25 protein-coding genes and 2 tRNA genes are annotated in these 19697 nt (G+C 66.3%); 18 read left to right on the top strand and 9 right to left on the bottom strand.

Annotated elements, in window-relative coordinates; all coding sequences use genetic code 11:
* Window positions 1–106: 106 nt before the first annotated feature.
* Together HNP60_RS10970 and HNP60_RS10965 are read right to left on the bottom strand one after the other, a co-directional pair.
* Window positions 107–409, bottom strand: coding sequence for a helix-turn-helix domain-containing protein (locus tag HNP60_RS10970; RefSeq protein ID WP_041391959.1), 303 nt, complete (start codon window positions 407–409; stop codon window positions 107–109).
* Window positions 410–561: 152 nt separating this feature from the next.
* Window positions 562–638, bottom strand: a tRNA-Pro gene (locus HNP60_RS10965).
* A 220-nt stretch (window positions 639–858) separates the two neighbouring features.
* On the opposite strand from HNP60_RS10965, the gene thyA reads away from it, so the two are divergent.
* The 3 genes from thyA (at window position 859) to HNP60_RS10950 (ending at window position 3199) form a co-directional block, all read left to right on the top strand.
* Entirely contained in the window at window positions 859–1842 is a 984-nt protein-coding gene (gene thyA / locus HNP60_RS10960) for a thymidylate synthase (RefSeq protein ID WP_184153559.1), read from the top strand.
* 8 nt (window positions 1843–1850) lie between these two features.
* Window positions 1851–3065, top strand: coding sequence for an AI-2E family transporter (locus tag HNP60_RS10955; protein WP_260394846.1), 1215 nt, complete (start codon window positions 1851–1853; stop codon window positions 3063–3065).
* Window positions 3066–3122: 57 nt separating this feature from the next.
* A tRNA-Asp gene (locus HNP60_RS10950) sits at window positions 3123–3199 on the top strand.
* 201 nt (window positions 3200–3400) lie between these two features.
* Here the strand turns inward: HNP60_RS10950 and HNP60_RS10945 are convergent.
* From HNP60_RS10945 to HNP60_RS10930, 4 genes are all read right to left on the bottom strand, one after another.
* Entirely contained in the window at window positions 3401–3619 is a 219-nt protein-coding gene (locus HNP60_RS10945; protein WP_014076660.1) for a DUF2842 domain-containing protein, read from the bottom strand.
* On the bottom strand, window positions 3616–4191 hold the full coding sequence (locus HNP60_RS10940) for a 5-formyltetrahydrofolate cyclo-ligase (RefSeq protein WP_014076659.1): 576 nt from the start codon (window positions 4189–4191) through the stop codon (window positions 3616–3618). Before HNP60_RS10940 ends, HNP60_RS10945 begins: the two co-directional genes overlap by 4 nt.
* A 203-nt stretch (window positions 4192–4394) precedes the next feature.
* Entirely contained in the window at window positions 4395–4745 is a 351-nt protein-coding gene (locus HNP60_RS10935) for a cell division protein ZapA (RefSeq protein WP_014076658.1), read from the bottom strand.
* Window position 4746: 1 nt separating this feature from the next.
* Window positions 4747–5022, bottom strand: coding sequence for a hypothetical protein (locus tag HNP60_RS10930; RefSeq protein WP_014076657.1), 276 nt, complete (start codon window positions 5020–5022; stop codon window positions 4747–4749).
* Window positions 5023–5303: 281 nt separating this feature from the next.
* Between HNP60_RS10930 and tkt the strand changes: the two genes are divergently transcribed.
* The 10 genes from tkt (at window position 5304) to HNP60_RS10880 (ending at window position 13808) form a co-directional block, all read left to right on the top strand.
* Complete coding sequence (tkt, locus tag HNP60_RS10925) at window positions 5304–7271, top strand: transketolase (protein ID WP_184153556.1); 1968 nt, start codon at window positions 5304–5306, stop codon at window positions 7269–7271.
* Between the two features lie 22 nt (window positions 7272–7293).
* Window positions 7294–8304 carry a type I glyceraldehyde-3-phosphate dehydrogenase gene (gene gap / locus HNP60_RS10920; protein ID WP_014076655.1) on the top strand — a complete coding sequence of 337 codons (1011 nt, stop codon included), beginning with the start codon at window positions 7294–7296 and terminating at the stop codon, window positions 8302–8304.
* A gap of 153 nt (window positions 8305–8457) precedes the next feature.
* Window positions 8458–9666, top strand: coding sequence for a phosphoglycerate kinase (locus tag HNP60_RS10915; protein WP_184153553.1), 1209 nt, complete (start codon window positions 8458–8460; stop codon window positions 9664–9666).
* 112 nt (window positions 9667–9778) lie between these two features.
* Window positions 9779–10057, top strand: coding sequence for a hypothetical protein (locus HNP60_RS10910; protein ID WP_184153550.1), 279 nt, complete (start codon window positions 9779–9781; stop codon window positions 10055–10057).
* 163 nt (window positions 10058–10220) lie between these two features.
* Window positions 10221–11120, top strand: coding sequence for a fructose bisphosphate aldolase (locus HNP60_RS10905; protein ID WP_148276728.1), 900 nt, complete (start codon window positions 10221–10223; stop codon window positions 11118–11120).
* A gap of 98 nt (window positions 11121–11218) precedes the next feature.
* The gene (locus tag HNP60_RS10900) at window positions 11219–11761 is read left to right on the top strand and encodes a glutathione peroxidase (RefSeq protein WP_184153547.1); all 543 of its coding nucleotides are present in this window, start codon (window positions 11219–11221) and stop codon (window positions 11759–11761) included.
* 6 nt (window positions 11762–11767) lie between these two features.
* A complete protein-coding gene (locus tag HNP60_RS10895) occupies window positions 11768–12292 on the top strand; it encodes a hypothetical protein (protein ID WP_184153544.1) in 525 nt (174 codons plus the stop codon).
* On the top strand, window positions 12289–12549 hold the full coding sequence (locus tag HNP60_RS10890) for a hypothetical protein (protein WP_184153541.1): 261 nt from the start codon (window positions 12289–12291) through the stop codon (window positions 12547–12549). The genes HNP60_RS10895 and HNP60_RS10890 overlap by 4 nt, the downstream gene beginning before the upstream one ends.
* Window positions 12550–12558: 9 nt before the next feature.
* Window positions 12559–13185 (top strand): thiamine phosphate synthase, encoded by a 627-nt coding sequence (gene thiE, locus HNP60_RS10885; protein ID WP_184153538.1) that lies wholly within the window; start codon window positions 12559–12561, stop codon window positions 13183–13185.
* 158 nt (window positions 13186–13343) lie between these two features.
* Complete coding sequence (locus tag HNP60_RS10880) at window positions 13344–13808, top strand: TPM domain-containing protein (RefSeq protein ID WP_184153535.1); 465 nt, start codon at window positions 13344–13346, stop codon at window positions 13806–13808.
* 1112 nt (window positions 13809–14920) lie between these two features.
* Here HNP60_RS10880 and HNP60_RS10875 read toward each other — a convergent pair.
* Window positions 14921–15322: a nuclear transport factor 2 family protein gene (locus HNP60_RS10875; protein WP_184153532.1), complete on the bottom strand. Its 402-nt coding sequence runs from the start codon at window positions 15320–15322 to the stop codon at window positions 14921–14923.
* A 188-nt stretch (window positions 15323–15510) separates the two neighbouring features.
* On the opposite strand from HNP60_RS10875, the gene efp reads away from it, so the two are divergent.
* From efp to HNP60_RS10860, 3 genes are read left to right on the top strand one after another with little or no spacing between them, the layout of a single operon-like run.
* Complete coding sequence (gene efp, locus HNP60_RS10870) at window positions 15511–16074, top strand: elongation factor P (RefSeq protein WP_184048088.1); 564 nt, start codon at window positions 15511–15513, stop codon at window positions 16072–16074.
* A complete protein-coding gene (locus HNP60_RS10865) occupies window positions 16074–16442 on the top strand; it encodes a hypothetical protein (protein WP_184153529.1) in 369 nt (122 codons plus the stop codon). Before efp ends, HNP60_RS10865 begins: the two co-directional genes overlap by 1 nt.
* Window positions 16443–16486: 44 nt before the next feature.
* Window positions 16487–17311, top strand: a complete 825-nt coding sequence (locus tag HNP60_RS10860) for an inositol monophosphatase family protein (RefSeq protein WP_184153526.1) — start codon at window positions 16487–16489, stop codon at window positions 17309–17311.
* A gap of 374 nt (window positions 17312–17685) precedes the next feature.
* Here HNP60_RS10860 and bfr read toward each other — a convergent pair whose 3' ends face one another.
* Complete coding sequence (gene bfr / locus HNP60_RS10855) at window positions 17686–18165, bottom strand: bacterioferritin (protein ID WP_184048100.1); 480 nt, start codon at window positions 18163–18165, stop codon at window positions 17686–17688.
* 149 nt (window positions 18166–18314) lie between these two features.
* The gene (locus HNP60_RS10850; RefSeq protein ID WP_014076641.1) at window positions 18315–18539 is read right to left on the bottom strand and encodes a (2Fe-2S)-binding protein; all 225 of its coding nucleotides are present in this window, start codon (window positions 18537–18539) and stop codon (window positions 18315–18317) included.
* A gap of 229 nt (window positions 18540–18768) precedes the next feature.
* Between HNP60_RS10850 and ndhC the strand changes: the two genes are divergently transcribed.
* Window positions 18769–19143: an NADH-quinone oxidoreductase subunit A gene (gene ndhC / locus HNP60_RS10845; protein WP_014076640.1), complete on the top strand. Its 375-nt coding sequence runs from the start codon at window positions 18769–18771 to the stop codon at window positions 19141–19143.
* Window positions 19134–19688, top strand: coding sequence for a NuoB/complex I 20 kDa subunit family protein (locus HNP60_RS10840; RefSeq protein ID WP_014076639.1), 555 nt, complete (start codon window positions 19134–19136; stop codon window positions 19686–19688). Before ndhC ends, HNP60_RS10840 begins: the two co-directional genes overlap by 10 nt.
* Window positions 19689–19697 lie beyond the last annotated feature (9 nt).

The raw sequence follows: 19697 nt of genomic DNA, 5'->3' as shown, positions 1-19697 counted from the left end.
CTCCCGGCACAGGACCGGCGGCGAGGCAGCGCGCCAGCCCGAAGGCAAAGCCGATATGACGTGGGACCGATCGACCGGACCTTGCCCGTCAGCCCGTCGCCCGGCCTTAGACGTCGTCGCTGCCGACCACGCCGCCTTCGCCTTCCAGCCTGTTGATCGCCGGGATGTCCCGCGCCGCGAACCGCAGGCGGACGCCGACGCCAAGGCCGTTCTCGTCGGGCAGGAAATGGGCGCCGCCTTCTTCCAGCGCATGGCGCAGCCGGGCTCGCGCCGCGTCGCCGGGGTCAGCCCGCCCGGCCTCGAAGTCCGCCAGCGCCGCCTCGTCCAGTCCGGCGAGGCGGGCGACATGGTCGCGCGGCCATTGCACCAGCGCGCGTGCGGCGTGAGCCAGCGGTCCGGTTATCGTCAATGAAGCCTCCTGTGATGCACCTGCCGGCGCAGAATAGCGGCATCCGCGCGCGAAGCGAAACACTTAGCCACGCGATGGGGGTACGCGCTTGTGGGGCACGCGATCGGGCGCGAACGACGTCGCACCCGAGCACAGGAAACAGAAGAATGAAATGGTCGGGGAGAGAGGATTCGAACCTCCGGCCCCTGCCTCCCGAAGACAGTGCTCTACCAGGCTGAGCTACTCCCCGACCGGGCCGTGCGCGTGTCCGCGCCGGCAAGGCAGGCGAGCCCTATAGGGGCGGCTTTTGCTGCTGGCAAGCGCTGCTTCGCAAATCCGTGACACGGCGCTGCAATGGCGCTCGCGCCGCGCTGTGACGGGCGACGGGGCGGGGGAATATGGCGCGCAAACATCTCCTGCGCGCGCGTCTGGCACTGGCGCCGCCACCGGGCGCGGAGTAAGACGGGTTCATGACGACAGCTTCCGCCCCGGCCCGGCCTTTCACGTCCTCCGATGGCGGCGCGCCGCATTACGAGCAGCAGTATCTCGACCTCATGGCGCACATCTGGCGCAACGGCCATGAGCGAATCGACCGCACCGGCGTCGGCACCCGGTCGGTCCTGGGCGCGACCATGCGTTTCTCGCTCGCCGATGACGCAGTGCCGCTGCTGACCACCAAGCGCGTCTTCTGGAAAGTCGCGACGCGCGAGATGCTCTGGTTCCTCTCCGGCGAGACCAACATCCGGCCGCTGGTGGCGCAGGGCGTGCATATCTGGAGCGACTGGCCGCTCGATCGCTATCGCCGGGAAACGGGCGAGGCCATTTCCATGGAGGCCTTCGAGGCGCGGATCCTCGCCGACGAGGATTTCGCCCGGGACTGGGGCGATCTCGGCCCCGTCTATGGCCGCCAGTGGGTCAACTGGCCGCGCTACGAGCCCGCCCCGGAGGCAGGCGAGGGCCTCTACCGTCAGGCGTCGCGAGGGCATAACCAGATCGCCGCGCTGGTCGATGCCATCCGCGCCAATCCGGGCTCGCGGCGGCTGCTCTTCACCGGCTGGAACGTGGACCAGATCGACGCGATGGCACTGCCGCCCTGCCACATGACCTATCAGTTCTATGTCGCGGACGGGCGCCTCAATGGCCTCCTCTTCCAGCGCAGCTGCGATCTCGGCCTCGGTTTTCCCTTCAACATCTACGGGCTGGCGCTGCTGACGCGGATGATCGCGCTGCAATGCGATCTGGAGGCGGGCGAGATCGTCTGGCAGGGGGGCGACGTGCATCTCTACCTCAATCACGCCGAGCTGGTGGAGGAGCAGCTTTCCCGACGCCCCGCCGGCGCGCCCCGGCTGCGCATCCTGCGGCGGCCGGAGAGCATCTTCGCGCACCGCATCGAGGATTTCGCCGTCGAGGATTATGAGCCGCAGCGGAGCATATCCGCGCCCATCGCGGTCTGAGCGGCGCCATGCCGCTGCGTGATATCGACCGGGACGACGATCTGGCGGCGAGCGGCCATGAGAAGAGGCGAGGGCAGGCCGGGCTGCGCCATGGCTCGCCCGATCGGGAAGCGTGGGAGCGCAACCGGCTCGCGGCCTCCATCGCGCTGTTCGCCGGGGCGGGGTTCCTGCTCGCCTTGCCGTTCGCGCTGCGTGCCGGCGCCGAATTCTTCCTCCCGCTCACCGCGGCGCTGGTCATTGCCGTGTGTCTCGTGCCGCTGCTGGAATGGCTGGAGCGGCGGCGCATCCCGTCTCCGCTGGCGGCCCTCCTGGCCCTGTCGGCTTTCCTGTTCGTCGCCAACACCGCACTGGTGCTGATCGTCGTGCCGGCGAGCGACTGGATCACGCAGCTGCCGGACAGGATCAGCCAGATCAAGATCACGCTCGAGCCGGTCATTCGCCTCTACACGCAGGCGCAGGGCTTCATCGACGGGCTGCTGCGCATGGTGACGGAGACGCAGGACATCGCGAACGGGCCGGGCAACATCGCCATGCCCGGCTCGCTCCTGCAGATGATGACGACGGCCGCGCCGGGCGTGGTCATCAATGTCCTGTTCGGCCTGCTGGTGATTTTCTTCTTCCTGAGCGGGTGGACGCGGCTGCGCCACCGCACGATTCGCGGCCGTGGCAGCTTCACCGGCGCGCTCACCATCGCCCGGGTCATCCAGAACGTGGTCGATGCGACCTCGCGTTATGTGCTGACGATCACGTTCATCAACATGGGCCTCGGGCTCACCGTCGCGCTGGCGCTGATGCTGATGGGCATGCCGACGCCGTTCATGTGGGGCGGATTCGTCGCCCTGCTCAACTTCATTCCCTATTTCGGCCCGATCATCGCGGCGATTCTGCTGGGGCTGGGCGGCCTCATGAGCTTCACCACCGTCGGCTGGGCGCTGCTGCCCGCCATCATCATGGTCTGCCTGCACCTGATCGAGGCCAATATCGTGACGCCGCTGGTGCTGGGCGAGCGGCTGAAGGTCAATCCGCTGCTGATTCTCGTGTCGCTCAGCTTCTGGACCTGGGTGTGGGGCACGGCGGGGGCGCTGCTGGCGGTGCCGCTGCTCATCATCATCCAGACGGTTCTGGCCGCCGCGGGCAAGCCGGATATCGCGGGTTTCCTGTTCGAGGCGGGCACGCTGACCAGCACGATGCACGATGCGCCGACAGATTATGACGAGAGATGACGCGAGGGTGTTGACAGCGCCCGCGCCAGCTTATACCTGCGCCGTCCTCGACCAAGCGCGGGTGTAGCTCAGTTGGTTAGAGTGCCGGCCTGTCACGCCGGAGGTCGCGGGTTCGAGCCCCGTCACTCGCGCCATTTCTTCCATGAAATGATCGTCTTGCGTCCTGCCTTCCCTCCGGGGGAGGCACGGATCGCACGCGCCTCGCTACCCGCGGGGCACCGTGGCCCGCCGGGCTCGTCATCCTCCGAACATCTCCGAATGTTGTCCTGATCGTCGCCGGGCAGAGGCGCCGGAAACGCGCCGTCATCGTGTAACGGATTGCCGCCGGACGCGACTCAGGTGCGCCAGCGGCCCGTCTCCATCCAGACCAGCAGTGGCCGGACGGGGAAGATCCAGATGATTCCCGCGATGATGTAGATCACCGCCTGCAGGATGCCCGGCAGCCGCGCGATGTGCTCGGCGAAGCTCGCGACGATCCAGGCCCAGAACGCGATGATGCCCAATATGGCGAACATGCCGGCCGGCTTGCGCCAGCTGGGGCGATACTCGTTCATGCGGCTTCCCCCGAGATGATGGCCTGCTCGGTCACCACCATGTGCAGCGGCACGTCCCAGGGCTCGACGGGCAGCAGGTCGACTTGCTGGCAGCTCCAGGCCATGCCGATTCGCAGCGCGTCGGGCAGCTTGGCGAAGGCGCGGTCATAATAGCCCGCGCCATGGCCGATACGGTTGAGGCGCCGGTCGAATCCCACCATCGGCGTCAGGACGATGTCCGGCGTCACCGTGGCGGCCTGCGGCGCCGGCTGGGGAATGCGCAGCTGGCCGGGCACGAGGATGTCTCCCGGCTTCCAGTCGGCGAACTCCATGTCCTCCGCCACGGTTCGCCCCAGGCGCGGCAGGCAGAGCTTGAAGCCGCGTTCGTCGAGGAACTCGAGCAGCGCTTCCGTCGGCGCTTCCGATCCCATCGATCGGTAGACGGCGACCCGCGATCCGGGCGGCATCAGCGCCAGGATGGGGGAGGGGAGAACGCGAAAGGCAAGATTGCGCACGCTGTTGGGAAGCCCGGCCACGAAGGCCTGGCGCCGGGCGAGCAACTCCGTCCGCAGGGAGGCGCGCTGATTGGTCATCGCGGAAAGGCTCCATGGCGATGGCAGGGAAGGCGTGACGGGACCGCCATGGCCGTTTGCTGGAATATCCTCTGACGCCTCAACGTCAGGTGGGGACCATGTAACGCGGACCAGGGTCCGGCCAGAGACAGCCCCCGTGGATGTGATATCGCCTCAGGGATGTTCGCTAAAGCGCGCACCGGGCAGTACCCGTCCCGGACTATCTAGGCGTTGGAGAGCTGCGCTGCAAGGCTGTCGCCGAGCGCTTCGATCCGTTCGGCGAGTTTTGCGAGCGCGGCCAGCGTATCGGGGTCGTCCACCGGCGGGGGCGGGGCGGCCGGTTCCGCGGGTGCGGCCGGCGCGGGCGCCTCGAGCGCCTTGTCGGAGAGCGTGTCGGCGAGCAGCAGGCCGGCGAAGAGCAGTTGCCGCACTTCGGTCAGGCCCGGGCTGCCGGTTTTCACCTGATTCACCCGGTCGGACATCATCCCGGCGAGCTGGTGCAGGCGGGCTTCCTCGCCGTCGCGACAATGCACCGCATATTGCCGGCCACCGACCATGATCTTGACTTCGGCCATCTCAGGCTTCGCTCCGGGCTTTCTGAAGGTCGCCGATCAGCGCATCGAGCGACTTGAGCGCGGCGATCGCCTTGTCCCGCGAGAAGGGGTCGAGTTCGCTGCCATGGCCCGCGCCGGGCGTGGCGGCATAGCCGGCCATGTCCTCGCGGTCATCCTGCGCGAGCTGCGCCTCGATGGCCTGCGCCTGCTGCTCGGCAACCTGCCTTGCGAGGGTCTCGGCGCGCGTGATCGCGCGCTCCAGCCGTCCGATTGCCTGCATCATCGCGTCGCTTGCCATGCCCGATCCTTATCACGGCAAATGGGGAATGCAAAAGTTCGTTGGGCTGCCTGCGACGGCTGGTGCAGCGGGTGATCGGTCGCACCGGCGGGACAAGTGGCGATCCCCGCAGGTTGACGCTCGCGGCTCGAACCGACATGGAGGCGGCGCAAACGACTCGCGCCGTCATGCCGATGGCGCGCTTTCGCTTGTTCGGTCCGCCGGCCGAGGCCTTCCGGCGCGAGATCCGACCTGAATGCGCGCCGTGGTGCGCCGAGAGAAGAAGAAAGGGGCGTTCGCCCATGCCAGTCACCGAAAAGCGCCTTGCCGACACGATCCGCGTGCTGGCGATGGACGCGGTGCAGGCAGCCAATAGTGGCCATCCCGGCATGCCGATGGGCATGGCCGACGTCGCCACCGTGCTGTTCAAGGACCATGTGAAGTTCGATCCCGCCGCGCCGAAATGGGCGGATCGGGATCGGTTCGTGCTGTCCGCGGGCCATGGCTCGATGCTGATCTACGCGCTGCTGCACCTCACCGGCTATGAAGAGCCGACGATGGCGCAGATCGCGGCCTTCCGCCAGGTCGGCAGCCCCTGCGCGGGGCATCCGGAGAATTTCGAGCTGCCGGGCGTGGAAGCCACGACCGGTCCGCTGGGGCAGGGGCTTGCCATGGCGGTCGGCATGGCGATGGCCGAGCGGCACCTCAATGCCACCTTCGGGGACGAACTCGTCGATCACCGCACCTGGGTGATCGCCGGCGACGGCTGCCTCATGGAAGGCATCAATCACGAGGCGATCGGCCTTGCCGGTCATCTCGGCCTTGGCCGTCTCACCGTGCTGTGGGACGACAACAGGATCACCATCGACGGGTCCGTCGACCTCTCGTCGAGCGAGGACGTGCTGGCGCGCTATGCGGCGACCGGTTGGCATGTGACGCATTGCGACGGGCATGATTTCGCGGATATCCGTCGCGCGCTGGCCGAGGCCGTGGCCGATCCGCGTCCCTCGATCGTCGCGTGCCGCACGCGCATCGGGCAGGGCGCGCCGAACATGGCGGGCTCGCACAAGGTGCATGGCGCGCCGCTCGGCAAGGACGAGATCGCCGCCACCCGGCAGGCGCTGGACTGGGATCTGCCGCCCTTCGAGCTGCCCGAGGATGTCCGCGCCGCATGGCTCGCCATTGGCCAGCGCTCCCGCCCGGCTCATGCACAGTGGCAGGATCGCCTCTCAAGTCATTCCCAGAAAACGGAATTCGAGCGCCGGATGGCGGGCGATCTCCCCGCCGACTTCTCGCTGCGGTCGTATCTCGACGGCCTGATCGCCGAGCCGAAGAAAGTCGCGACCCGCAAGGCGAGCGAGATGGCGCTGGATGCGATCAACGTGCAGCTCCCCGAGATGTTCGGCGGATCGGCCGATCTCACCGGCTCCAACCTCACCCAGTCGAAGGACCAGAAGGCCGCCTTCAGCCGCGATGATCGCGCGGGCCGCTATGTCTATTACGGCATTCGCGAATTCGGCATGGCGGCGGCCATGAACGGCATGGCGCTGCACGGCGGCGTGATTCCTTATGGCGGCACGTTCCTCGTCTTCTCCGATTATATGCGCAACGCCATCCGCATGTCGGCGCTTCAGCGGCTGCGCGTGGTCTATGTGCTCACGCATGACAGCATCGGGCTTGGCGAGGATGGTCCCACGCACCAGCCGATCGAGCATGTCATGTCGCTGCGCATGATCCCCAATCTGGAAGTGTTCCGGCCGTGCGACGTGATCGAGACGGCGGAATGCTGGGAACTGGCGCTGGCGCAGCAGAGCACGCCGTCGGTGCTCGCACTCAGCCGGCAGAACCTTCCGCAACTGCGTGATAACGCATCGGAAAATCTGTCCGCAAAGGGCGCCTACACGCTAGTTTCCGGCGGCGATTCCCCGCGCGTGGTGCTAATCGGCACCGGCTCGGAAGTGGAGATCGCGGTCGAGGCGGCCAAGCAGCTCGGCGCGCAGGGCATTGCCGCCAGCGTCGTGTCGATGCCCAGCATGTCGCGCTTCCTCGCGCAGGACGAGGCCTATCGCGCCTCTGTCCTCCCGGCGGGCGCGCTGCGCGTCACCGTTGAGGCAGGCACGACCTTCGGCTGGTGCGCGATCACCGGTGCGGACGGGCTCAATATCGGCATCGACCAGTTCGGCCTGTCCGGACCGGCACCGGCCCTCTACGAACATTTTGGATTGACCGCCGGGGCGATCGCGCAACGCGTCGTCGCGGCGCTCGACTGAGAACAAGGAAAGGAGATCATTCATGGCCACCAAGGTAGCAATCAACGGCTTCGGACGGATCGGGCGCCTTGTCGCGCGCGCCCTGCTTGAGCGGACCGATCACGACTTCGAGCTGGTGGCGATCAATGATCTGGGCGACGCCAAGTCCAACGCCCTGCTCTTCAAGCGTGACAGCGTCCACGGCGCGTTCCCGGGCGAAGTCGGCGTCGACGGCGACACGCTCGTCATCGACGGCAAGCGCATCAAGGTGACGGCCGAGCGCGATCCCGCCAAGCTGCCGCATGCGGACATGGGCGTGGAAATCGCGCTGGAATGCACCGGCATCTTCGCGAGCAAGGAGAAGGCCAGCGCGCACCTGACCGCCGGCGCCAAGCGCGTCGTCATCTCGGCGCCCGCCACCGGCGTTGATCGCACCGTGGTCTACGGCGTCAATCACGAGGCGCTGACCGCCGAGGACGTCGTGATCTCCAATGCGAGCTGCACCACCAACTGCCTCGCCCCGCTTGCCAAGGTGCTGCACGATGCGCTCGGTATCGAGAGCGGGTTCATGACCACGATCCACAGCTACACCAACGACCAGAACACGCTGGACCAGCTGCACAAGGACATGCGCCGCGCCCGTGCCGCCGCGCTCTCCATGATCCCGACCACGACGGGCGCCGCCCGCGCCGTGGGCGAAGTGCTGCCGGAACTCAAGGGCAAGCTGGACGGTTCGTCCGTGCGCGTGCCCACGCCCAACGTCTCGGTCGTCGACCTCAAGTTCATCGCCGGCCGCGCCACGACCATCGAGGAAGTGAACGGCCTCCTGAAGGCGGCGTCGGAGAGCGGTCCGCTCAAGGGTATCCTCGGCTATTCGGACGAGCCGCTGGTCTCGATCGACTATAATGGCGATCCGCGCAGCTCCACCGTCGACAGCCTGGAAACGGCCGTGATCGACGGCAAGCTGGTCCGCGTCCTCTCCTGGTACGACAATGAATGGGGTTTCTCGAACCGCATGATCGACACCAGCAAGGTGGTCGCTGGCCTGATGTAAGGCAAAAAGGCGCGCCGCCCTGTTGCCCCATGCGGGCGGCGGCGGCGGTTCGCATGACGGCGGGCGCGGGTCCGGGGCGAAAACGTCCCCGCCGCGCCGCCGCGAAGCTCTGGAAACGCCCGCACGAGCGGCAAGACCTGTGGGGAGCACGGCATGTCCAAATCTTTCAGGACAATCGACGACATGGGCGACATCACCGGCAAGACGGTGCTGGTTCGCGAGGATCTCAACGTGCCCATGCAGGATGGTTCGGTGAGCGATGACACGCGGCTGCGCGCTGCCGTGCCGACGCTGCTGGAGCTGGCGGACAAGGGCGCCAAGGTGCTCATCCTCGCGCATTTCGGGCGGCCCAAGGGGCAGAAGACCCCGGACATGTCGCTCTCGCTGGTCACGCGCGGGCTGGGGCAGGTGCTGGGCCGCGACGTGCAGTTCATTCCCGATTGCCAGGGCGAGGCGGCGGCTGCCGGCATCGCCGTGATGCGCCCGGGCGACATCGCCATTCTCGAGAACACCCGCTTCCATGCGGGCGAGGAAAAGAATGATCCCGCGCTGTCGGACGCCATGGCGGCGCTGGGCGACTTCTATGTGAACGACGCCTTTTCCGCCGCGCACCGCGCGCATAGCTCCACCGAGGGGCTGGCCCATCGCTTGCCGGCCTTTGCGGGCAGATCGATGGAGAAGGAGCTGGATGCGCTGGAAGCGGCGCTCGGCAATCCGCAAAAGCCGGTCGCGGTTGTGGTCGGCGGCGCCAAGGTCTCCACCAAGCTCGCCGTGCTGGAGAATCTGGTCGCGAAGGTCGATCATCTCATCATCGGCGGCGGCATGGCCAACACCTTCCTTGCCGCGCGCGGCGTGGATGTCGGCAAGTCGCTGTGCGAGCATGATCTCGTGTCGACCGCCAACGAGATCTTCGACCGGGCCGAGGAAGCCGGCTGCACCATCCATCTGCCCTATGACGTGGCGGTGGCGAAGGAATTCGCGGCCAATCCGCCCAGCTACCGGCTGTGCAACGTCAATGAAGTGGCGGCCGACGAAATGATTCTCGATGTCGGCCCCGCCGCCGTCGAGGCGCTGGCGGACGTGCTCAAGACCTGTCGCACGCTGGTCTGGAACGGCCCGCTCGGCGCGTTCGAGCTGGCGCCTTTCGATACGGCGACCGTCGCGCTGGCGAAGACCGCCGCGGCGCTCACCGTGGAAGGCTCGCTGGTCTCCGTGGCGGGCGGTGGCGACACCGTCGCCGCGCTCAACCATGCCGGCGTGGCCGCCGACTTCTCGTTCGTCTCCACGGCGGGCGGCGCTTTCCTGGAATGGATGGAAGGCAAGGAGCTGCCCGGCGTCGCCGCGCTGATGGCGGAGGCCTGAGCCGCGCCGCCATCGTGGGCGGGCCGGCGCATCTGTCGCCGGCGGCCTTGCGCGGGCGCTGCACATCGTTAGGTTGCGAAGCGATTGACGCAACGCTTTCGATGGGGTCGGCATGACGGTCAGGGACGATATTCTCGGGATGCTGGAGAGCGGCGAGGCGCCGCGCCCGCCGCAGAGCTATGCGGTGGGCGGCATCGAGATGGCGGCGATCGGTATCTTCGAGAATAGCGCCAGGCTGGTGGCCTGGATGCAGGAGATGGGGCTCGATCCGCATCAGGGACCGGACGCGGTGCTGGGCCTGGGGCTGCTGCTCGTGCGGGATGCCCGCGCCTTCCCGCGTCCGACGCCGGTCGTGGACGCGGATTTCGAGTGGCCGGACGATCATCACTGAGGCCATCGCTGAGCCCCTCCCTGAGATCGCGTGCCCGCTGGGCAGGCCAGGCGGTGGCGCTACCATGATTGACCGGCTTGCAATTTGCCGCGCGCCCGTGAAAGAGACTTCGAACGGGGCACCTGCGGGCGCCTTCTGGGATTCATGGAAACAGGATGGGATGATGCAGCAAGCCGACATGACCGCCAAGATCGCTTCCGGAAAAGGCTTCATCGCCGCGCTCGACCAGAGCGGCGGTTCAACGCCCAAGGCCTTGCTGGGCTATGGCATCGAGGAAAGCGCCTATTCCGGCGATGACGAGATGTTCGGCCTCATCCACCAGATGCGCAGCCGCATCATCACCTCGCCGGCCTTCACGGGCGAGAAGGTGCTTGGCGCCATCCTCTTCGAGAAGACCATGGACGGCACCGTCGATGGCAAGCCGACGCCCGCGGCGCTCATCGAGCGCGGCGTCGTGCCCTTCATCAAGATCGACAAGGGCCTCGAAGCCGAGGCGAACGGCGTGCAGATGATGAAGCCGATGCCCGATCTGGACGCGCTCCTGAGCCGCGCCAAGGGGCTGGGCGTGTTCGGCACCAAGGAGCGCTCGGTCATCAATCTCGCCAATCGCGAGGGCATCGCGGCGATCGTCAAGCAGCAGTTCGAGGTCGCACAGCAGGTGCGCGCGGGCGGCCTGATGCCGATCATCGAGCCGGAAGTGAACATCAAGAGCCCCGAGCGCGCGCAGGCCGACCAGATCCTGCTCGAGGAAATCCTCAAGGCGCTCGATGCGCTGCCCGAGGGCGAGCAGGTGATGCTCAAGCTCTCCCTGCCGGAGAAGTCCGGCCTGTTCGATCCGCTGGTGGATCATCCCAAGGTGCTGCGCGTGGTCGCCCTGTCCGGCGGCTTCAAGCGCCCCGAGGCCTGCGTCGAGCTGGCGAAGAATCGCGGCGTGATCGCGAGCTTCAGCCGCGCGCTGCTGGAGGATCTGCGCCACCAGATGAGCGATGAGGAATTCAACGCCTCGCTGGCGAGCGCGATCGACGAGATCTACGAGGCTTCCGTGGACAAGGTTCCGGCCTGACCGGCGCGGCGGGGCCTGGCCGGGCATTCCGCCGGTGACAGGATGAGGGCAGCGGCCTATGCTTGGGCCGCTGCCTTTTTCTTGCCCGGAGACCGCTCATGACCGCGCTTGCCGACATCCCGCTCAGGACCATTCGTGGCGCCGAGGCTTCGCTGGCGGATTATGCCGGCAAGGTGCTGCTGATCGTGAACGTCGCGTCCAAATGTGGCCTCACTCCGCAATATGAGGGGCTGGAAGCGCTCCATGCCGCTTATCGGGACAAGGGACTCGTCGTCCTGGGTTTCCCCGCCAATGATTTCGCGGGGCAGGAGCCCGGGACGAACGCGGAGATCGAGAGTTTCTGCACCACCAATTTCGGCGTGGATTTCCCCATGTTCGAGAAGCTGGTGGCAACGGGGCCGGACAAGCACCCGCTTTATGCGCAGCTCACCGCCGCCATCCCGCAGGCTGACAATGATGGCCCGTTCCGCGAGCGGCTGCGCGGCTATGGCATGGTGCCCAATGCCCCGCCCGAACTGCTCTGGAATTTCGAGAAGTTCCTCGTCGGCCGCGATGGCACCGTGATTGCCCGCTTCGCACCGGACACCCGGCCTGACGATCCCGCGCTGGTCTCCGCCATCGAGGATGCGCTGGCCGCCTGACCGGTCATGAGCGAGGCGGAGCGCTTTCCTTATCATCGCAGCCTCGCGCCGATGATGTGGGTGCTGGCCGGGCTGATGGCGGTGGAGACCGCCGTCCTCCACCTGCTCGTCGCCTTGTGGCAGCCATGGCTGGCGCTGCTCCTCTCGGTGATGAGCATTGCCGCGTTCCTCTGGCTCGTCGCGCTCATCCGCTCGTTCCGCGCGCGCCCGGTCGAGATCCGCGACGGCGTGCTGCTGTGGCGCTGCGGCTGGCTGCGCTCGATTTCCGTCCCGCTCGATCGGATCGCAGGGCTGCGCACCTCCTGGGACAGGACCCTGGTGCGGGACCGGCAGACCGCCAACTTGGCGCTGATCGCCTGGCCCAACATCATGATCGATCTGGACGGCCCGCTGCCCATGGGCCGCCGCACCGTCACCCGCCTCGCGCACCGGCTCGATGATCGCGCGGCCTTCGTCGCGGCGCTGGCGCCGCACCTGCGCGAGGCGGCGTCAACAAATTCCGAGGCCATGGCGCACCATCTCTCCTCATGAACAATGTCATCCCGGACTCGATCCGGGATCCCGCTTCTTCCTTTTTATCAGACCGTCTGGATTCCGGCGATTTTCAAGGCAGCGGGATCCCGGATCGAGTCCGGGATGACCTCGTGAATGGCGAGATGACGAGATGGCGCGTCGCCATGGGCTCGGAATTCGCCCACGCCGCCCGGAAGCGCATCTCCCGACATATCCCCAGCCAAAAGAACCATCCCCCGCAGGTTCCGATTCAATCCGGGCGGAACATGTTCTAAGGCGGCGGCATGACCCATATGCCGTCCTGCCAGCTCTATCTCATTTCCCCGCCCGCCATCGGCCCGGATTTCCCGGCGCAACTGAAGGCGGCGCTCGACGGAGGGCCGGTCGCGGCGGTCCAGCTCCGCCTCAAGGGCATCGACGAGCATGAGATCGCGCGGCTCGCCGTCCCGTTGCAGGCGCTGTGCGCCGAGCGGGAGGTCGCCTTCATCGTCAATGACAGCATCGCGCTGGCCAAGCGCCTCGGCGCGGACGGCGTGCATCTGGGGCAGGGCGATGGCGATCCCGCCGAGGCGCGCCGCATCCTCGGGCCGGGCCCGCAGATCGGCGTGACCTGTCATGACAGCCGCCATCTGGCGATGGAAGCCGGGGAGGCGGGGGCAGACTATGTCGCGTTCGGCGCCTTCTATCCCACAGAGACCAAGGAGACGAGCCACCGGCCTGAGCCGGATATCCTGCGCTGGTGGTCCTCGCTGTTCGAGCTGCCCTGCGTCGCGATCGGCGGCATCACGGCGCAGAACGCCCGGCCGCTGGTCGAGGCGGGCGCGGATTTCCTCGCGGTGAGCGGTGCGGTCTGGAACCATCCGGATGGCCCGGGTGCTGGCGTCGCAGCCTTCACGCCGGTGCTGGGATGACCGGCCGGCATCGGCTGAGGGCCTTGCACGGCCCGCTCGCCGCTGCCGCCTTGTTCCTCGTCGTGGCTGGCGGGCCCGGCTTGTCGGCGTGCGGACACGCCCAACCGGCGCAATCCGAAACGCGCCCCGCCACAGACACGACCCCATCCGAAGCATCCGTGCCCGAGGCATCCGCGCCCCAAGCATCCGCACCCGAGGCCTCCCTGCCCGCGCCCGGCCATGATCTCGCGCTGGCCGGGCGCGTCACGGACGCCGCGGCGCTATTCAGCACGGCCGAGCGCGACGCGCTGACTCGCGACCTCTCTGCCCTCGAGGCGCGCACCGGCCACCAGCTCGTCGTCGCCACCGTGCCCACGCTCGGCGGTCGCGACATTGCCGGCTATGCGCGCGATCTGGGCAATCGCTGGGGCATCGGGCGCAAGGGCATCGATGACGGCGTGGTGATCCTCGTCGCGCCGCGCGAACAGCTCGTCCGCATCGCGGTGGGCTATGGCATGGAAGCCAGGCTGACCGACGAGACATGCCAGAGCATCATCGAGCAGGAGATGATCCCCGCCTTCGCGCAGGGGCAGATGTTCGAAGGCGTGCGCAACGGCGTCGCAGCGATCGCCGCGCGCCTGTAAACCCGCGCCCACGCGGTCTCGCCGGGCCGATGGCGCCGACAGCGCGACCAAGGCGCGGGCCGGCGCGGCATCCGCTTCAACGGCCTGCACCACCCGGGCGGAATGATAAGGAGGGGAGGCGCCCCTACCTTTCCTCGTCATTCCCGTGCAAACGGGAATCCAGTCACCCTTTCGACGGCAGCCGAGGGTGCAGGCACTGTCCGGTGCGAAGTCCCGTCTGCGCCGTCATCGCATGTTGCCGGGATCACCACCGCGCAGCATCGCACCGTCACGGCTGGATTCCCGTGTGCACGGGAATGACGGCGGAAACGCGGCGCTGCTGCCAACAGCCTTTTGTCCAGGCTGTCCGCTGTTGGGTCGCCCGTAGCCCTCTCCCCTTCAGGGGAGAGGGTTGGGAGAGGGGAGGTCGCACGCTGGCTGCTGGCCCCCTCTCAACTTCGGCTAGTCAGCACGCTGACAAGCCTCCGTTTCTCTCCCCTCAAGGGGAGAGAGCAACAGCAGCAATGACGTCGTGTCCGAAGAGTCTGCTTTTACGAAAGGCCATGTCATAGCGGAATGGCTCGATTAGGGTGAAAAACGGTCGGTCGGCTCTCATCGGTCTCTACGTGCCGCCATCTTCCGTTGCGAGCCGTAAGCTGGTGGCACGGATCATCTGCTTTCCTGTCGCTGCATTAGCGACAACCTCTCCCGACAAGAAAACAACCTGGCGGACAAATCCGAGGTTATCTGCCGGCGCTGAATGCACGATACGATCATATGCTTGAGCCACGGCGTCATTTCCGGTTGAAAATCCTACCCCGGAGCAGCCGCGCCCCGACACAGATGCACCGCATTCAATGCATCCTTCGCCTGCATTGGCGAAGAGGAGCGCTGTGCCTTCAACCTTGTCGCCAACGGCGACGGACCAACATCGGTCCGAAGCTATGAGGACTGGCTGCGGGGCACAGGATAGAAGCGCTGCACAACTCACAAACAAGACGTTCAACGACCGCATTCAGAGATGATCTCAAAACTGAGCGATGTCCGCAATGTCGTCGTATCCCGACAGGCCCCTTCCGGACGAATACCGAATAACCGCCATCTGCAGGCCGCCCCACGGCCATCGATCCGCCCTACCGCCCATTCTCGAACATCGAGTTGGGATTGACCGGCTTTTCCGGGATTTCCTGCAGCACGTCCCAATGCTCGACGATGCGGCCGTCGCGGATGCGGAAGATGTCGCACACCGCGAAGCCGGGGTCGCCGGGCCAGCGCACGACATGCTGGTGCGTGATGACATGGTCGCCCTCGGCGAAGACGCGATGGATCGTCTGGGTGGCCTGCGGCGAAACCGCGCGGACATGGTCGAGCCAGGCCTTCAGCGCCTCGCGCCCGGGCTCGGCGAGCGAGCTGTGCTGCAGATAATCCTCCGCGATGAAATCGTCGACCAGCGTCTTGTCCATCGGAATGAGCACTTTCTCGAACAGGTCCAGCACCAGCCGGACATTCGCCTGCTCCTCGGGCGTGCGCGTCATGACGATCCTCTCCTTGCCGTCTTTTCCGGATGGGATAGCCGCTTCCGGCCGGCTTGAGAACAGCCGGGGCGGCGGGACAAGCGCGGGCAGGCGCCCGGCTCGCCCGAACGCGCCCCACTTGCCGAGCCGCGCCAAGACGCGTAGAGGGCGCTCCGGCTCTTTCCAACCTTAGCAGACAGGCGATCCTCATGAAGATCAGCGGCGTGGACATCCGTCCCGGCAACAATATCGAATATGAAGGCGGTCTCTGGCGCGCCGTGAAGATCCAGCACACCCAGCCCGGCAAGGGCGGCGCCTACATGCAGGTGGAGCTGAAGAACCTCATCGACGGCCGCAAGAACAATGTGCGCTTCCGCTCCGCCGAGACGGTCGAGCGCATCCGCCTCGATACCAAGGATTTCCAGTATCTCTATGCCGAGGGCGACATGCTCGTCTTCATGGACACGGAGACCTACGAGCAGATCAGCCTGCCGACCGATCTGGTGGGCGATGCCGCTGCCTTCCTGCAGGATGGCATGATGGTGATGCTCGAAATGTACGAGGAGCGCCCGATCAGCGTGCAGCTCCCCGAGCAGGTGGAAGCCACCGTCGTGGAAGCCGACGCCGTGGTGAAGGGGCAGACTGCTTCGGCCAGCTACAAGCCCGCCATTCTCGACAATGGCGTGCGCGTCATGGTGCCGCCGCACATCACGACCGGCACGCGCATCATCGTGGACGTCTACGAGCGCGAATATGTGAAGCGGGCTGACTGATGGCCCGCACTCGCCTCGCTCTCGCGCTCGGCATCGCTGCCCTGGCGCTTTCGCCCACGCCCGGCCTCGCGGAGGCCAAGAAGGCCCAGCCGGCGCCCAAGCCGCCCAGCCAGGCGCAGATGCAGGCCGCGGCGAACAATTTCCGCGTGTTCATGGGCGGTCTGCAGTCGGACAAGGTGCCGCAGGTCGTGAAGAACGTGCTGTTCGCCTGCGTCTACTCGGTGCCCTTCAGCCAGATCAGCGAGAACACCGACAAGGCGATCACGGCGCGCAAGCTGGACAAGAGCAAGCCCGAGAATGTGCTTGGCGCCATGGCGGCCGTGTGCGGTTTCCGCCCGGAGATGGCCCCGCAGCCGCCCAAGAAGTGACACTTGCATAGATACTCTTCCCGCGCGGAAGAGAGGAACAGAACATGGTATCCCATTCAGGTCTGCTGACCGTCATCGAGCGTGCCGCCCGCAAGGTCGCACCGCAGCTTCGTCGTGATTTCGGCGAGGTCCAGCATCTTCAGGTCAGCCGCAAGGGGCCGGCGGACTTCGTCTCCGTCGCCGACAAGAAGGCGGAGAACACGCTTGTCCAGGAGTTGCGCAAGGCGCGGCCGGACTGGGGCTTCCTGCTGGAGGAGGGCGGCGAGATCGAGGGCGATCCGATGAAGCCGCGCTGGGTCATCGATCCGCTCGATGGCACCAGCAATTTCCTCCACGGCATTCCGCACTTCGCCATTTCCATCGCCGTGCAGGAGCCGCGGCGGGACGGGCGCGGCTGGGGCGAAGTGACGACCGGCCTCATCTATCAGCCGATCACGGACGAGAGCTACTGGGCGGAGAAGTCGCGCGGGGCCTGGCGCCACGATCAGCGGCTGCGCGTTTCGGCGCGGCGTGACCTGTCGGAAGCGCTGGTGGCGACCGGCATACCCTTTCTTGGCCATGGCGATCTCGCCCAGTTCAGCCGCATCTTCGGCGCCATCGCGCCTTCGGTGGCGGGCATCCGGCGCTTCGGCGCCGCCACGCTGGACCTCGCATGGGTGGCGTCCGGGCGTTTCGACGGCTTCTGGGAATCGGGGCTGCAGCCCTGGGACGTGCAGGCCGGCATCCTGCTGGTGCGGGAAGCAGGCGGCTTCGTCACCGATTTTCGCGGCGGGTCCGAGCCGGTCGAGCGCCGCGAGATCCTCGCCGGCAACGACATCATGCACAGCAAGCTGCACAAGCTTCTGGCGGGCTCGCTCCGCAACGCCTGAAGAGGGGGAGGGGCGCACGCTTGGGCGCTGCCTTTCCATCCCGGGCCGCCGCGCCCGGCTTGCTCGCCGATTTCCCAGACAGACAAAAGCGCCCGGCCGGCAGGTCCGACGGGCGCTTTTTGCCGCATGCGCGAAGGCGAGGGCCTCTCAGCCTGAGCCCTGGGCGACGTGAACAAATGCCGGGGCGATGGCGGCGCGCCCCATCTCGTCATGAACAACGTCATCCCGGACCCTGATCCGGGATCCCGCTGCCTTGAAGATCGCCGGACCCAGCCGGTTCGAGGAACCGGAAGAAGCGGGATCCCGGATCGAGTCCGGGATGACAAGGGGAAATGGCTCAAACGCTGGTTTCCGCCACCCCCGAAACCCGCGCCCTAGCCCTCGATGGCTTCGCTGTTGAGCTGGATATAATTCTGCAGGCCCATGCGTTCGATCATCTCGAACTGCGTCTCGAGCTTGTCGACATGGTCTTCCTCGCTGTCGAGGATGTCCTGCAGCAGGTCGCGCGTCACATAGTCGCGCACGCTCTCGCAATGCTGGATGGCGTCGCGCAGCAGGGGAATCGCTTCCATCTCCACTTCGAGATCGGCCTTGAGGATCTCTTCCACGTTCGTGCCGATCCGCAGGCGGCCGAGCAGCTGGAAATTGGGGAGGCCGTCCAGGAACAAGATGCGCTCGGCGAGTTTGTCGGCGTGCTTCATCTCGTCGATGGATTCTTCATATTCGAACTTCGCGAGCCGCGCGATTCCCCAGTGATGAAGAAGCCGGTAGTGCAGGAAATACTGGTTGATCGCGGTCAGTTCGTTCTTGAGGGCCTGATTGAGATAATCGAGGACCTTTTCATCGCCCTTCATGGGGGAGCTCCCGTTTCATTGTCTTGAAGGGGCCTTCATAACAGCGGCGCCGCGCGAATTCACGCGCGAACGTCTCGCAAATATTATGGATAATGGATTGCATTTACAGGACAAACCGGCGCTATTGCCGATAAGTCGCGATAACCGGTTCAGGCGCTGAGGCCGGGCGCGGGCTCGAACCGCTGGCGAGACGGGCAGCGATCCGCGCAGCGCGCGCGCTCCTCGCTCATCACGTCCTCGGCATGGTCGAGGCAGATGCGGCACTGCGGGCTTTTCCCCAGCACGGCATAAGCGGCCTCGGGGCAGGTGACCCCGTGGCGGGCGACTTCCCGCAATTCATCTTCGCGGATGGCGTTGCAGATGCAGACGAGCATGAGGGTCGAAGTAAGGCTTATGCGAGGCATTTGCAATAGCAAACCACCTCTCCGCACCCTCGATCCGCCGCAAGACGCGCCACATCCGCGAGCCTGTCCGGACCTGTCCGGGAAGGGCGCCGCAAACTCCCTCTAGTTGCGAGTCATTCTCAGCCCCCGGGGCCTTGCCTCGCAAGTGCAGCAGTCCTAAAGCCCCCGCGAAGGCCCTGTTTGGCCAAGGGGATTCACGTTGGTCGATCTGTCGGAATATCTCCCGATCCTGCTTTTCCTGGTGGTGGCGCTGCTGCTTTCGAGCGCGTTCGTCTTCCTGCCCATGGCAGTCGAGCGCCTCACCGGCGCGCACAAGCCGGACCCGGAGAAGCTCAGCGAATATGAGTGCGGTTTTCCTGCGTTCGAGGATCCGCGCAGCCAGTTCGACGTGCGCTTCTATCTCGTCGCGATTCTGTTCATCATTTTCGATCTCGAAGCTGCCTTCCTGTTCCCCTGGTCGGTCAGCCTGTCGGAGATCGGCTGGACGGGCTGGGTCACCATGATGATCTTCATCGGTGAGCTGGTGCTCGGTCTTGTCTATGCCTGGAAGAAGGGAGCCCTCGATTGGGAGTAGAGCTTGAACGGCCCGGCACGCTCGGCGCGCCGCCGGCCGGAACCCAGCCGGATCCGGAGTTCTTCAAGGCGCTGTCGGGTGAAGTCAGCGACAAGGGCTTCCTGGTCACCAGCACGGAAGATCTGTTCACCTGGGCGCGCACCGGCTCGCTCTGGTGGATGACCTTCGGCCTCGCCTGCTGCGCGGTCGAGATGATCCATGTGAACATGCCGCGCTATGACATGGAGCGTTTCGGCGCCGCGCCGCGCGCCTCGCCGCGCCAGAGCGACGTGATGATCGTCGCCGGCACGCTCTGCAACAAGATGGCGCCCGCGCTCCGCAAGGTCTATGACCAGATGTCGGAGCCGAAATATGTGATCTCGATGGGCTCGTGCGCCAATGGCGGCGGCTATTATCATTATAGCTACAGCGTCGTGCGCGGCTGCGACCGGATCGTCCCCGTGGACATCTATGTGCCGGGCTGCCCGCCGACCGCCGAGGCGCTGCTTTATGGCGTCATGCAGCTGCAGCGGAAGATCCGCCGCGTCGGCACGATCGAGCGGTGAGGGAAGAGA

It is taken from the genome of Sphingobium lignivorans, assembly GCF_014203955.1.
GTDB classification, from domain to species: domain Bacteria; phylum Pseudomonadota; class Alphaproteobacteria; order Sphingomonadales; family Sphingomonadaceae; genus Sphingobium; species Sphingobium lignivorans.
This window is presented reverse-complemented; position numbering and strand designations above follow the sequence as displayed.

Coding starts and splice junctions, on each gene's coding strand:
- HNP60_RS10930 (WP_014076657.1), bottom strand. CDS start 5,022: ATGGCAAGCGACGCGATGATGCAGGCAATCGGACGGCTGGAGCGCGCG.
- HNP60_RS10910 (WP_184153550.1), top strand. CDS start 9,779: ATGACGGTCAGGGACGATATTCTCGGGATGCTGGAGAGCGGCGAGGCG.
- HNP60_RS10935 (WP_014076658.1), bottom strand. CDS start 4,745: ATGGCCGAAGTCAAGATCATGGTCGGTGGCCGGCAATATGCGGTGCAT.
- HNP60_RS10905 (WP_148276728.1), top strand. CDS start 10,221: ATGCAGCAAGCCGACATGACCGCCAAGATCGCTTCCGGAAAAGGCTTC.
- HNP60_RS10890 (WP_184153541.1), top strand. CDS start 12,289: ATGAACAATGTCATCCCGGACTCGATCCGGGATCCCGCTTCTTCCTTT.
- HNP60_RS10900 (WP_184153547.1), top strand. CDS start 11,219: ATGACCGCGCTTGCCGACATCCCGCTCAGGACCATTCGTGGCGCCGAG.
- HNP60_RS10865 (WP_184153529.1), top strand. CDS start 16,074: ATGGCCCGCACTCGCCTCGCTCTCGCGCTCGGCATCGCTGCCCTGGCG.
- efp (WP_184048088.1), top strand. CDS start 15,511: ATGAAGATCAGCGGCGTGGACATCCGTCCCGGCAACAATATCGAATAT.
- HNP60_RS10955 (WP_260394846.1), top strand. CDS start 1,851: ATGCCGCTGCGTGATATCGACCGGGACGACGATCTGGCGGCGAGCGGC.
- HNP60_RS10940 (WP_014076659.1), bottom strand. CDS start 4,191: ATGACCAATCAGCGCGCCTCCCTGCGGACGGAGTTGCTCGCCCGGCGC.
- HNP60_RS10860 (WP_184153526.1), top strand. CDS start 16,487: ATGGTATCCCATTCAGGTCTGCTGACCGTCATCGAGCGTGCCGCCCGC.
- HNP60_RS10875 (WP_184153532.1), bottom strand. CDS start 15,322: ATGACGCGCACGCCCGAGGAGCAGGCGAATGTCCGGCTGGTGCTGGAC.
- bfr (WP_184048100.1), bottom strand. CDS start 18,165: ATGAAGGGCGATGAAAAGGTCCTCGATTATCTCAATCAGGCCCTCAAG.
- HNP60_RS10895 (WP_184153544.1), top strand. CDS start 11,768: ATGAGCGAGGCGGAGCGCTTTCCTTATCATCGCAGCCTCGCGCCGATG.
- HNP60_RS10915 (WP_184153553.1), top strand. CDS start 8,458: ATGTCCAAATCTTTCAGGACAATCGACGACATGGGCGACATCACCGGC.
- thyA (WP_184153559.1), top strand. CDS start 859: ATGACGACAGCTTCCGCCCCGGCCCGGCCTTTCACGTCCTCCGATGGC.
- thiE (WP_184153538.1), top strand. CDS start 12,559: ATGACCCATATGCCGTCCTGCCAGCTCTATCTCATTTCCCCGCCCGCC.
- tkt (WP_184153556.1), top strand. CDS start 5,304: ATGCCAGTCACCGAAAAGCGCCTTGCCGACACGATCCGCGTGCTGGCG.
- HNP60_RS10850 (WP_014076641.1), bottom strand. CDS start 18,539: ATGCTCGTCTGCATCTGCAACGCCATCCGCGAAGATGAATTGCGGGAA.
- HNP60_RS10945 (WP_014076660.1), bottom strand. CDS start 3,619: ATGAACGAGTATCGCCCCAGCTGGCGCAAGCCGGCCGGCATGTTCGCC.
- gap (WP_014076655.1), top strand. CDS start 7,294: ATGGCCACCAAGGTAGCAATCAACGGCTTCGGACGGATCGGGCGCCTT.